This window comes from Neptuniibacter halophilus (assembly GCF_030295765.1).
Classification (GTDB): domain Bacteria; phylum Pseudomonadota; class Gammaproteobacteria; order Pseudomonadales; family Balneatricaceae; genus Neptuniibacter; species Neptuniibacter halophilus.
On the sequence record NZ_AP027293.1, the window covers coordinates 47,598 to 60,667 of the forward strand.

Annotated in this window: 9 protein-coding genes; 7 read left to right on the top strand and 2 right to left on the bottom strand. The window is 47.0% G+C overall.

What is annotated here, in order from left to right; translation table 11 throughout:
• The first annotated feature begins 1 nt into the window (after nucleotide 1).
• The 7 genes from QUD59_RS18645 (at nucleotide 2) to QUD59_RS18675 (ending at nucleotide 9,278) form a co-directional block, all read left to right on the top strand.
• Nucleotides 2–1,048, top strand: a complete 1,047-nt coding sequence (locus tag QUD59_RS18645; protein ID WP_286241251.1) for a hypothetical protein — start codon at nucleotides 2–4, stop codon at nucleotides 1,046–1,048.
• Nucleotides 1,035–2,156, top strand: coding sequence for a hypothetical protein (locus QUD59_RS18650; protein WP_286241252.1), 1,122 nt, complete (start codon nucleotides 1,035–1,037; stop codon nucleotides 2,154–2,156). The genes QUD59_RS18645 and QUD59_RS18650 overlap by 14 nt, the downstream gene beginning before the upstream one ends.
• Entirely contained in the window at nucleotides 2,149–2,328 is a 180-nt protein-coding gene (locus QUD59_RS18655; RefSeq protein ID WP_286241253.1) for a hypothetical protein, read from the top strand. The genes QUD59_RS18650 and QUD59_RS18655 overlap by 8 nt, the downstream gene beginning before the upstream one ends.
• The gene (locus QUD59_RS18660; RefSeq protein WP_286241254.1) at nucleotides 2,321–3,736 is read left to right on the top strand and encodes an AIR carboxylase family protein; all 1,416 of its coding nucleotides are present in this window, start codon (nucleotides 2,321–2,323) and stop codon (nucleotides 3,734–3,736) included. The genes QUD59_RS18655 and QUD59_RS18660 overlap by 8 nt, the downstream gene beginning before the upstream one ends.
• A gap of 61 nt (nucleotides 3,737–3,797) precedes the next feature.
• On the top strand, nucleotides 3,798–6,617 hold the full coding sequence (locus QUD59_RS18665) for an LPD1 domain-containing protein (RefSeq protein ID WP_286241255.1): 2,820 nt from the start codon (nucleotides 3,798–3,800) through the stop codon (nucleotides 6,615–6,617).
• 87 nt (nucleotides 6,618–6,704) lie between these two features.
• The gene (locus QUD59_RS18670; protein WP_286241256.1) at nucleotides 6,705–6,941 is read left to right on the top strand and encodes a hypothetical protein; all 237 of its coding nucleotides are present in this window, start codon (nucleotides 6,705–6,707) and stop codon (nucleotides 6,939–6,941) included.
• Between the two features lie 63 nt (nucleotides 6,942–7,004).
• Entirely contained in the window at nucleotides 7,005–9,278 is a 2,274-nt protein-coding gene (locus QUD59_RS18675; RefSeq protein WP_286241257.1) for a PEGA domain-containing protein, read from the top strand.
• Nucleotides 9,279–9,339: 61 nt separating this feature from the next.
• Here the strand turns inward: QUD59_RS18675 and QUD59_RS18680 are convergent, their stop codons facing one another.
• Complete coding sequence (locus QUD59_RS18680) at nucleotides 9,340–10,470, bottom strand: hypothetical protein (RefSeq protein WP_286241258.1); 1,131 nt, start codon at nucleotides 10,468–10,470, stop codon at nucleotides 9,340–9,342.
• A 132-nt stretch (nucleotides 10,471–10,602) separates the two neighbouring features.
• Entirely contained in the window at nucleotides 10,603–13,059 is a 2,457-nt protein-coding gene (locus QUD59_RS18685; protein WP_286241259.1) for a TraM recognition domain-containing protein, read from the bottom strand.
• Nucleotides 13,060–13,070: the final 11 nt, after the last annotated feature.

Sequence of the window (13,070 nt, forward strand, 5' to 3'; positions counted from 1 at the left end):
TATGAAGAAAACAGCACTGGTCATTGCCATTGGAGGGTTATCCCTCTTACCGGTTGATACAGCAAATGCATGTGGTACTTGCCGCCAGGCTAATTCTTACGGGAATTATGTTGTTGGTGAAACGAATACAGCTACAGGTGAGGTTCGATCGGCTACCGAAGCTATCCGGATTGGTTTCGACATGATGATTACAGCCATTAAGGCTATGTCGGATAACGTGACCTCAGAATTACATAAAGGTCAGGTAGTTCAGAAAACGATGCTCGATGAGCTGAACCGGCAGATGGAGCAACGTGAAAAAGCTGAATACATCGTTGAGTCTAACCAGTTTTACGAAGAGCGTTACGGAGAAAATAACATTCCTCTTAGCGCTTGCGAGGACTGGAGCGATGCCTTAGCGATGGCAGTAGCTAAGGACCAAACAGAGGAAGAATTGCGTGGTGCTATCGATACATTCTTTACTGAATATCGCTTGGCATCCCCTGTAGATGATTGGCGATACCATAACAGGACACTTGAATTTGCCAGTGCCGGTGATGTGGATCTAAACCAAGCTGTCTTATCTAACGATGAGGTTCAGCAGGCTGTAGAAATGATTAACCAAACCATAGAGCCAGTACCTGTAACTCCGTTGCATCCTGATGCTGTTGTGGCTGAGTTAAGCGCAGATGATCGTGCGCTTCGCTCTCAAATCCAATCTTTGAATCTACGACTTGATGCACCAAAGCAGGCCCTAAAAGAGCAGGTAATGCTTAAAGCCCCCATCGTTGATGAGGAGACATCGGTTCAAAGTATTCTGGAAGAGCGAGCTTATGATGGGATCGATCCAGAGACACTGGCCGATATCAGCAGCGGTTCTGAAATGCGTACTTTAAGGACTCTTTTACGGGACCAACAGTATGGCAATGTCATGGTCTACGAACACTTGAAAGCGAGTCTACGTACAACTCGCATCATGTCTATGGAATTGGCTGCCCGGTCGGATATGACTCGCAAGGGCTATCGATACCTGCAAAACCAACTGGATGCTAAAAATGCTGTTCGGTAAACGCAAGGACTCAAAAGCATGGGCGACCGCTTTAGGTGGTTTATTTATTGCCGGGGGGATTACCGTATCTACCCCGGTTATGGCTGGTAGTTGCTGTGGCTGTGAGCGGTGCGCTTCTCAAGCAATATCGCGTGCTAAGTCGAAGTCAGTTACAGCGTTTCAGCAGCTTCATGCCTCAATATACGAGTTGGGCCAGGTCTTTTTAGGAAAAAGTAACGAGACCACTCAGGCTATCTATGCCGCCTCGGAAAACATTACCACCAAAGTGAACGTAGGTTCGCGTGTAGAAAAACAAATGCTGGATGGTCTTAATGCTCAAATGCAGATAAGGCAACGCCAGGCATCGACACTTCGCCGTAAGCGTGATCTGGAAGAGACATACAACCCCGAGACCGTCCCTGAAAACCTGCTGCTGGCTTATGGCACCCAGGATAGTTTTAAGGCTTCTGATTACAAAGGCTTTGTCTCCAGTTACGGAAATCTGTATCCAGAGATGCTTAAACAAAAGCGTAGTGCATTACTGTCACAGTATGTCATCGACTCTGATGAGATGGAGCAAGCACAGTCATTGTTGTGGGGTGGCCCGATCAAAGACAGTGACGAGGCCGCAAACCTTGTGTTTGTCACCCAGCAGTTGCTCTTTGGGGGCGATGATAACCCTTATTCAGATGTTATCGGCGCAGAAGGTAGTGAACCGGGCATAAGTCGAGATCAGGCGCGGCTGAGTGCTGACAGGGTTGTTTGGTCGGCGCGCATAAAACCTGCACTGGATTTCTTCGTCCTCGATCACAGTCTACGGACTCGCCCCAACGAGGAAGTAGATAGTGTTATGGAATGGTTGGATGAAAACATAGAAGAGTCACTAATGAATGCAGAAGGGATGGTGAGCACCTATGCAAACGCTTCCCGCGCTGACATCTATGAAGGTATGGCAGTGGAACAGAAAAAGCTCAACTTGCTTCGCTATCTCAATCTCAGCCTTCAACAGATACAAGAGCGAATTATTAGCACTGAAGTTGCTTTGGACCTGGATGCAGAGGCTAAAGGTCTCCGGTATATCGTAAACAACGAAGATTTTACTACCCAGAGCGAGAATAAAGATGGTTAAAGCTGTACGGAAAAATACGCCTCCGGGTGGATCATTGTTGGAACAGTTTCAAGCATTAGGAACACCAGATGAAAAGCTAGACCAGATTGATTTTGCAACAGAAGAGAGTACGCCGAATAAAGACGAAGTGATAGAGCCCGAGAGTAAGGGCAAGGGTGAATCGAATGAATGACGAGCAACTGAATGACCTGCCAGAAGAGTTTTCTTCTGACCTGTTAGATCCGCGTAATGACCCTGAATGGGAGTCTTACCTGAATTTCTTGGTGAACGGAATCCGGCCTGATTGGATGCCGATGGATTATGAAATTTCGGATGAAGTGCGGGAGTCTGTTTTGTCTGCACTTGATACACCGACTTCACCTACCGTGGTCAGTCTTTTTCGTGAGTTCCAAGCCTTGAGTAGTGGCGATAGAGCACACTCCGAGGTAGCAGAATTTGGAGAGGTCGAACCAGAAAGCTTTGTGCAGGAAGACGATTTTCTCAGCAATCTGGAGGACAACTATCAGCCCGTATCTGGATCATTGTTGGATGATTTTGAGGAAAAGGCTGAGCCCTCGTTGGAATCCTTCGGGCAAGAAAAGGATCAGGCATTCAATATCGGAGAACTTCCTACAGATTATGACATGAGCATGGGGGTGAATGTAGAAGACACGCCCGAGCAACAGGAAGCGGCTAAAGAGATTGATGATAGTCGGGAACAGAGTAAACCTAATCAGGCAGACGTTATTGAAGCAATGGAAGAAGCTGCCAAGCGGTCTGCGCAACAGGTTAGCTCTGGACCTGCGGAACCTCAATATGCGAGTCACCCATCCCAGCCGACAACTCTGCAGTCATTAGGTCAAATGGTGAGTTCGTTAGCTCGATCCGGTGCGAATCTGGTTAAAGGCATGGAAGGAGCTACTGCCTCAATTTCCAATTGGGGTGAAAAAAAGTCTGTTGATAATGCTAACTCTGTTTCGCAAATGACCGAAAAGGTGAATCAGGGAATTCGAGCACTTTCAGATCTTAATCCTGCTCAGGCTTTGGCGCATGTAAAAGATATGCGGGAAAAACACCTCTCTTCAAATATGCAATCTATCGCGGATTTGATGCACCAGGTTCGTACCGATATGCAGGCATTAACAGTGGAAAACAGTACCGGATTCTCTGTTGCTGAAATGACCGCGAAAGCCAAAAACAGTGAAGATCCTAAGTTGGCGCAGCTGTTCAAGCATCAATTGAAAGAGTTCATCACTGAGCAAGGCACTGATAGCTTGCTGCAAAGTGTCGAGATGATGGCTGATGGGAATAGCATGATCGCTCAGTATGCTGAAAACGCACAGCAACTCGCTGCCCGTCTTGGTGAGGATATCGAACCTCACTTGGCTGACGAGCTTGAAGCTTACCAACGTGAACTGAAGGAGTCTGAGGGCGTTCTTGGTGATCTTTTGGATATTGCACAAGAGACCGGCCTGTTGTCCGAAGACGACCAGAACAAAATGCGTGAGGCGTTTGAAAGCCTTAAAGCTTCGCTGGCCGGCCTGGCTGAGAAGTGTGCGCAGTTGTTTACGAAACAAGTGGTTGCTGGACCCGGTATGTAAAGCAGGTTATGGGGTGATATAGGGGGCTGTAAAAGCCCCCTTTTATTTGGAGTCATGCGGAATGGAACAAAAGATAAGCCTTGATCAGGGAATCGAAACGCCGATCCTTCTAAAACAGGGAATCGAGTGTAAAGCCCTTCTGTTAGATACTGATGGTGAACAAAACTATGCCATTCTTTTAGACAATGTATCTGATGAGTGGGCACAGAATTTACAAGGTGACACCTTTCTCCGCCTGAGCCCTAATCGATTTATCACTACTAAGCCTATTGCCAGCTTAAATTGGGGGGCCATTTTCCCCGGAGTCAAAACCCAATTTACCCAGCCCACGCCGGTTAAAGCCTCAAAGGTCGGCAAAACAATAGGTGTGCCCCCGGAAGTACAGGACCAGATAAAAGAATGGTCTGATGATCATATCAGAGCACTGATTCAGACTATGGGTGATCGATCATATGTGGCGAGCTTTGATGTATATCGGCATTCAGCAATTCAAGGCCACATAGAGAAAAACTATGTGGCTACGATACTTGAGGCTGCGGCTGAATCTGTCATAGCTCTCAAACCCCATGCGCTCCATTTAGTTGCGTTTCTCAATGAGCTGTACCGTGAGAGTGGTCAGGATCGTACAGCCGTTGTCGATACCGCCAGGATCTTTGAAATTCTATCTGAAGATGATTCTTTTGAAGATACCGCTATCACGGGTGCTTTGCCGGATTACCTTTCTCGAAATGAGCGTTTGTCTTGTTGGATTGATCGCCAGCAGTGTGTGGTGGTCGTTCATAATTCTGCTGCCCAAAACCTCAGTTTTCATCAGTTTGATGCACTATCTGGCTGCTATCGATTCTGTAGTCATGAAAAATATACCGTGGCGTGTGATGAAACGAGTATCAAGTCTATTAAAAAGCTGGTAGATGCTTATCGATGTCGCTGGCCTTGGAACGCAGTACGGGGTGAATTAGTTCAAGTTGCTCAGGAAAGTGCCAGTCGTTTTTGTCAGAGCAATGGTCATCGGTTTATTTATGAAGCCGAAAGTGGGTCAGGCGATCGTATTTTTTACGCGGATCCTCATAGCCGTCTTATATTCACCTGGTCAGAAAGCAAAGTATCCTCATTCAGTGATGGTGTAGAGCAATGGCTGTCAAATGAGCGTGTGGGGGACAGTGATCTCAGGTATCTCATTTGGGGTGATCTTCCAGATCAAGGCAATGCACATAAAGAAACAGAGTCAGATTGTCCATATCCGACTGTAGACCTTTCCCAAGAGGATTGCTCCCGAGTCGATAGAAGGCGTTTGTTAGTTTCCGATCGTTATCTGTCTCCTTTGTATCACTTGGAATCTAACCGATTTTCGCTGGCACAACGGATAACATTGTTTCACTTCTACCATCTGGTTACGCCGAATTTTGTTCAGCAGGTACAGTCTCAGTCTTCAGCGGAGCGGTTCTGCGGCGCTGTTGAATTGGTTGGTAAATTCATTACTGATCTTTCAGATACTGATTTGCACAGTCTGCTGAATGGTTTGAAGTTGAAACTGGAACAGTTGGGCTACTTGGATACTGCCGGGGGAACTGGATTGGTATCAACGCTGACTGGAAAAGGTAAGCAACTGATTTCCGATCTGCAGTGTGCATCTATCGATATCAGACAAAAATTAGTGCGGTTCTTATCAGATGAATCCTATCAAACTCAGCACCTATCAAGCCTGATGAGTCTCAATTGGCCTTATGAGAGCCAATGGTGGGTTGTTGGATTTGAATTCTTCATGGAGAACAGCGGCTGGACTGTTGCTCGACAGGGGCAACGGTTTTTTCAAGCCCATCGATCAAGAGAATCAGCTGTAGAGGCCTTAAAGCTGCACATCACTCGCCAGCGGGTCAGAGAGGTAGATGATGGGTACTACTTCTACTCGAAACAGGGGATGCGTTATCGAGTCCCAGAGGGATTCAGTGGTGAATATATTGATGGAGTGCCCAATGTTCTGTCTGACAGGCCAGAAAAGGCAAAGCTAACCTGTAAACCTACAGAAGATGGATTTTCTCAGCTGGCAATCGCGTTTGATGGTGATGATCTTCTACCTGGTGTAGAGGAAAAAATCAGCTCCGCATTTCATGATATGTCACGGATCATCGGTATTCCTCAGAAGGTTGTTTCGTTTGAGGGATCGCTAGAAATTCATGGTGCCGGGGATAATGATCGACCGCAGCTGGCGCTATGGTCCCATGACACGATCGCTCACTGTCCAATGGGTGGGATCGCCGCAGCGTGGGGCGAAATTTATTACGGCTTGTTGGCTGGAGATCCGGAAGCTTACAGTCTGTATTTCCCAGAAGTAAAAGATTCTGCTTTTCAGGTACTACTGGAGGAGATCCAGTACATCGATAAGCCCTACGTACTCTCAGCTCACTGGCTTGCTATGGAACGAGAGGTTGTGGATGAGATTCAGGCTGTATATGGCTTTGAGCCTCAGGAAATGATCGGGAACCTTTCCCCAGAAGCTTTCACAGAGCTGCTGGCGGCTCTTGATATAAAAGATGATGCGAAGCCATTAATTAGTAAGGTAATGCGCTTGAGAGCTAACACAGGGCGAAATGAGGAGGGTAGAGCAACACGGAAGGTTCATAGCCCGTATCTGAAGGCTTGCAGGAAGTTCGTTGACCTGTCAGCTGACGCTGGAGCTATACAAGGTCGATCACTGTTTGCGAGAGCTTTTGAGGCATGGGTGGAAGATTCATTGATAGCCTCCGGGGTTAGTAATGATGTCCTTGTGTATGGTACTCGCAACGAAGATCGTCTGGGCTTTGATATCTATCCGGAAGGTGGCGAGCGTTACCGTATAGGTAGAGCGTTTGATCGATATTTTCTGCAGTCGCCTGATTTGTAGCAATGTCCATGACCTGACACTATTTAGAATATGTCGCGGATTATGAGTCTTCACCCAACGGATTTAAGTTAAAGGATATAGCAGTACATGAAGTTCAAGCACATCTACCTGCCGATTGTAGGCATTTTCCTATCGGGCTGCTTGGCCCAGCCGCAAAAGACTGACACTCCATTGATGCCCGAGCAAGAGCCTCGCATGGCCGTTGCGCCGGTGCAAAAGCCACCAGCTCCGCCCAAAAGGGATTATTCGGTGCCACCGGCCATCAAAGATGAAGAAATGGATCTCAACAGTGGTGAAGCCGTCCGGATTTCTATCACCCGATAATTCTCCAGCCAAGACACAAGAGGGCAATGTATGAAACCCAGTAGACCGATATGGATCTCTGTCATGATGCTTGTCTTGTCCATTCTTTATTTATTACCAGAAACCATTTTTAACGCTCAGTTGGTGGCTACTGCTGGTGGTAAAGGAAGTACAGAAGATGATCTTCGTATGGTTGAGTACTTCGGACGAACAGTAAGCGGTATAGGGGCAACGCTATTAATCGCGGACCTCATTCTCAAGGGACGCGCCGCAGTTTCTGCATTGCGGCTTGTAATTACGTTTGGCCTGATCGCTATATTCGTATGGCCCACGGTCTTTTTTGGGCAGAAGTGGGTTGTAGATCGGTATCTGGTCGAAGACACAACACCCCAGGAGAGGCAGTACGCCTATCTCACTCAGATTCTTCGTTCGGCCTTAATCTCTAACGCGGTAGTGATTGAAGATATTCCATACGATCCGGATGAAGCTCATTCTGCATCTGAGCAAACCTTTCTAGCTCTGTTTGGCGGCATTGTTTATGCCGATAAAGGGTTACTTGCTTCACTCGAAAACAAGCAGGAAGACATCATTACAAAGTTTGTTCGTAAAAGTGCGAACGATGGGTTTGATGAATACTACGGTCGATATGTTGAGCTGCGAACCGATATCCGGAAACAATTTCAAGATTATCGACACCGGGTTAAAGACTATGATCAGGCCTTGGCGACGAGAGATAAGCGGTCAGGCGCACTTTGGAAGAAGGTTAATGCTGAAGTTGATTCGGGGTGGCGCTCCTATCAGCAAGCTTCAGATAAAACGGTTGAAGTAGCTCAGCAGCGAGCAGAAAAACTCGCTCCTCAGGTTTATGACTATTTTAAACGGCTAAACCAATGTAGCAGCCAGTCATGCCGGGATCGCTTGAAGAAAGGGTATGACTCCAAAATTAAGCGGTTGGGTATGGGTAATATCGAGCCTGAATATTGGCTCATTAAAGAAGAAATCAGCACAGGTCAGAACATCCTGAATTCGGTGTTGATGGGAGCGTTAACAGGCGGCGCTTCCGTATTGATGCAGGGAGTGGATAAGGCTTCTGGTGGTGACGGTGGTTTTAAGGATGCGAAGTATAGCTATACAAATAATGTCGCTCACTATCATGTGAGAGTGCTTCAGAAAATGGCACCTGGGTTTGAAAAGAAAACAGGCTTGCCACTAGGCATCTCCAGTAAAACTGACTATCGAATGCATAAAGGAACCGGCAGTCGTGTTCGCAGTGCGATGAAAAAGGAAGGGATTCACCTGCCCAGTGGATGGACGTTATCACAGCGATCTGAATTTAATCGGGCGGTGTATCGTACCGTGGAAAAAGAAGCGAGAGCCAAATGGGATAGAGAAATGGCAGCTAAAGGCATTTCTCTTTCTCCGGATCTTGGATGGAATAGTTTTCAGCGCTCTGAGGATATTCAGCGAATGATCCGCGAAGAAATGGGTGAGCGTTTCTATGTTAAGCCTATGTTGGCGGATTGGAACAACAAGACGTTCTACAAGAAGGTAGTTGTTCCTAATATCAAACGAAAAACAGATGAAATTCTTCGGAACCTTAGAGAAAGCGAGGCTAACTTTGCTGATGGGGGCCGTTTAGAGGAAGTGGGTAAAAGTGCGATTCGCGCCGCTGTAATACCGCCGATATCGATGTCTCTTAGCCTGTTTCTTGTGTTACTAACGATTATGAAACTACCGCTCAAATGTTATGACCTCTATCGCGCAAAGCATGATGATGGAAAGGTGCCTGGCGCTAAAGGTAGGGCTCTTCGGGTAGTGGGAGCTATTTTGCCAATTGCATTGGTCATTGCTGTCCCATTAACGCTGGTGGAGTCAAAATACACCGAGCGTAACTCTGCAGTTAATCATCTATTGAGTAACATCGAGGACCAGATGAACCCTGCAGCTGCAGGCGCATTGACCTGGTTGATGCACACGCAACCTTTGGTACAGCCAGCCGGCGAGTGGATTGAGGGAATTATTGGCATGTCAGACTTTTTTGAGGTCAGGTCTGAACATTTCGCTCAGTTGGATCAGAGTGTCCTTTACGGGGGAGGGGATGCAAAGGAGGTTACTGGGGAGGCCGATGAATGGAACGGCCAAGTACCGCTACTGGTGAAATCAACACCTAAGACTGCACGGATCCAGGTGATGAATATTAAACCTGTATACCGAGATGGCATGTTGCTGCCAGTGGGGAGTTACCGGTTAAGAGTATCGGCGCGGGGCTATGCTACGGTGAATAAGACCATTCTTTTGACCCCTGAAAACAAGACATTCCATATCGAGTTGAAACCGGTGGTCGGGAAACTGAAATGATCGGGCTTTAGAGAGTTGTTGCCGCTAATGCAGCGGCCAATTGCAGGAACCAAAAACCCCTCTATAGAGGGGTTTTTTTGGGCCAACCATTATGAAGAAAAATATCGTTCATGGTTAGGCCGCGGCTAATCGCTTCATCGCGCACGACTTGAGCCAACAAATGCTGGTCGCCTTCGTTCAGAAGGTCTTCCATATTTTCTAGCACCAGGGTGATCCAGGTTGAGATAGCTGGCATGTGCTTACGTGATTTCGACTTCAATGAATTGACTGTTGTTGGACCCCTGCCAAGAATGACTCCTAACTTGGAGCTTTTACAAGGGAATGGGAACTCATCTGGGCGACTTTTATCAAGCTGTGCTAACCGTGTTTGTAGTTCTTCAAACGTCTTTAATTTTGGTAATGGTGCGTTTTCAGGGTGCATTTCTAAATAACGAATGATGAGAGCCCGAGTAGCGTCAGTTAGCTGCATATCAATATTACCCGGACGCATCGATGTCGTGAGATAGGCCATGAAGGAACCGAGGAGGTATTGCAGTTCTACATTATCAAACTGTGCGTTGCTGGGCGTAGCAGAGGCACGGCGGTGACGCAGCAAGGATTTAATGTTTCTTCCAGTAACGGGAGGACGAAACTCAACTCTTTCTTCATCTGGTGGGCATTTTTTAGGCCAGCCACGGTTGAGAACTATGGTATTGAGACCATTGAGGTTGCGTGAAAACGCCTCATCTTCCAACAGCTTATACATAAAATGGTCTTTACCTTCGGCAACCATTTCATCCCAGTGCTTCAGAAGGAGAGTGATCCAGACAGATACGGCCAGCATCTCTGGAGAACCTTTCGAAAGGTTAAAGGCCGTTGCAGCACTCTTGCCTATAAAAACGCCCGAATAAGTTGGAGATGTATTGAGGGGAAAGTCACTCGATACGGTTTCCATCTTTTTCAGAAGGTCGGCATGACAGTTCAGTTTGGGTAGAGGTGCCCATTCTGGTTTTTCAATAAGAGTTCGGATAATGAAGCAAACACACGGATCATCAATTGTCAGATCCTGGCTTGTGATACGGCTCATGTCACCATGATATAGGCCAGTAATGAGCTGGATTTCATGTCCACTGAAAATTGAACTGAGGTATGTCAGATGCTTACCTGAAATACGTGTCGTGTGATCTGTAAGTGGCTTCGGTGATACTTCCACAATTCCTCTCAGAGCCGTCATTTATACTATTAGTGTAAGTTTACCATGAGGTGGAATCTGACACAGTAAGTAAGGAATAGAAAATTTTTATGAATAACATTATAAATAATACTACATGCCCCGAAATATGCGTTATCCAAACAAATCTTGTTGCTCCATGAGTGATTTAATTTTCAGTTTAATATCTGGTGCAGAACTTGGTTTTGGCGGAATCAAATAAAACACCTTTTTTCTTATATTATTTACAATAGAAGCAGCACTGCTCTTCGCTGTTTCTTCTGGTTCACCAAGCAGCCGCCCAAGCATCTCATAACGCTTTTCAATTGCTTTACACTCTTCTGTCGTAAGTGCATAAACTCCCTCTTCACTTTCAGGAGATGAATCCTCGAAGTATGCATTAGCTGCTTCTTGTGTTTGGCGGTATAGATCATCATCGCAGCGGTCAGTAGGTGGTTCGTCCGTTCCCTCATTCTCAGGACCGGTTTCATCTTCAAAAAATTCACTGCTACCCCATTCATCAACAGCGGCTTCAACGTCCTTCTGAAGGCTTCCTTGGTTTTCATAGGCTGGGAGGTCTTCAGTCTCATTCGGAGCCTCCTGCACATTTTCAGAGCCTTCAGAGGCATTGTTTTCAGGCGTGGAGCTTTCACCGGTCTCTGAACTTTCTTCTTTCGATTTTGCCTCCAGGTGCGCTTTCACATTGAAGCGGGACTTATGTGCGTAGTTCAGTAGCCCTTCGATAGCATTTTGATCTGCTGACCCCTCTCCGTTTATGACAACCTCGTTTAGCAACTGGGGTTTGTTATATACGGCATCACGGGCAGAAAGGATCTCTACAAAATCTTTAAGTAACTTGAGGTGGCTCAGGTGTGATGTTGAAGGTGAGAAGGAAGGGACGAGCCTAATCAGGTGGAAGTTATCAAGCACCGTATTTTCATTGAGGTTTGGGTAATAGGTTTTAATTCGGGAAAGCCGACCACGTTGTAAAACGTGGAACTGACCTTCGACCTGCCCCTGCAACTCTTGCAGGTCAAGCGGGCTTCGTCGGGTGTGCTGAACCTCCATTTCAGGAACGATCCGGTTGCCGAGGGTGCCTTTGTTGCCAAAGCGGCTGTAGATCAACATATCGACTTCGCCCACCAGCTCGCTGAGTTTCTGAAACGTACTGGAGTCTTCTAGGGCTCCGAAGAACTTGGTACGAGCGTTGGCAAGAATACTTCCTGCGTCAATTTCACCAGCGCGAGTAGTGCCGATAAAGTCCTGAGCACCAAGCAATACAGAGATGTTAATCCCACGAAGCTGAGCTGGAAGGAGGCTGAAATCTTCCATCACATAGAATGAGAATTCATCAAAGTTGAATTTGTACGGGATCGGATAATTAGCTGGGAGGTTATCAACGGCTTCTTCCCGTGTTCCTTCCATGGACTCACCTAAGCCGTAAGAAGAAGCTGCCTTGGCAGATACCAGTAATGTTTTACCCAGGTTGGAGACTTCATCCCCACTCTTTTCCAGCGATGGTAGGGTAAAAGTCAGGAAACGGTGCGATTGAACAACATCCCTCAGATTTACTTCACCCTGCTTACATAGATAGATGTGTCTGTAGCTAATGGCGAAACTGGTCACTACTCGCATGAAGTAGTTTACGTAATAGCCGTGCATCCGAGTACAGTTTTCGGGTTGTTCAGAGGGGGGCTTATCAAAATCATACCCTGCATTCGCAAGATAATTCCTAATGTGTGTTCTGGACAGCTCTGATAGCTCTTTAAGCTGACTTAGCTCATATACCTTGGCTAACGCCAATGATTGGCTGATATAAGTGATATCGAACTCAAACAGACCTTTATCACGGCCTTCTACCCAGGCCGGGGAGAGACTATCGGCCAAAGAAGCAGCTCCATCAGCGAAGATGGCGTTATCTCCGCCACCGTCAGACATCAGAGAGGTCAGTAGTTCTTTAACGGTAGCGGCGTTCCCTTCACCAAAGGGGTTTATCAGATTGGAGCGTTTTGTGTGGCTTCTATCAAATTGGTCTTTGTACCCGGAAAGGAATGAGATAACAAAATGATCATCATCCCCGCCCGCTAATCGGGCGAGTGTGGCGGTCTGTTTGGGGAACATCATTGTGCCTTTACCATCCCCAATCAAGAACCCGCTTCCAGCTAAGGCATAGTTGGCATTTATTGCCAAAATTGTCTCGGTTTTACCCGAGCCGGTAGCGCCCATCGCATAATCATGCAGTCTTTGGTCATTCCAAGACACCCAGGCTTCAGCACCTGTGAATTGATCATTCCCGAGGAACACGGAACCTCTGGCCTTGTTATAGCCTTCGCCACCGGGTTTAGGGTCATTACGGTCAGGAATGTTGGCTTCGACAGGTAACCGCAGAGGTACAGCCGGCACTCTGGAGGAGAAGATAACGGGAGACAGTGCGATAAGGACCAATGGTGTTGCTATTGGGACTACCAAGATGATCAAAGCGGCTACAAGATAAAAAAAGCCGCGCACGGCCGGCGAAGCGCACGCATCGGTAAAGGCCTGGAATAAAGTCCTCTGATCGACTTCTATGCGATGCTTAGGGATCTTTTTCATATCCGCCCGAC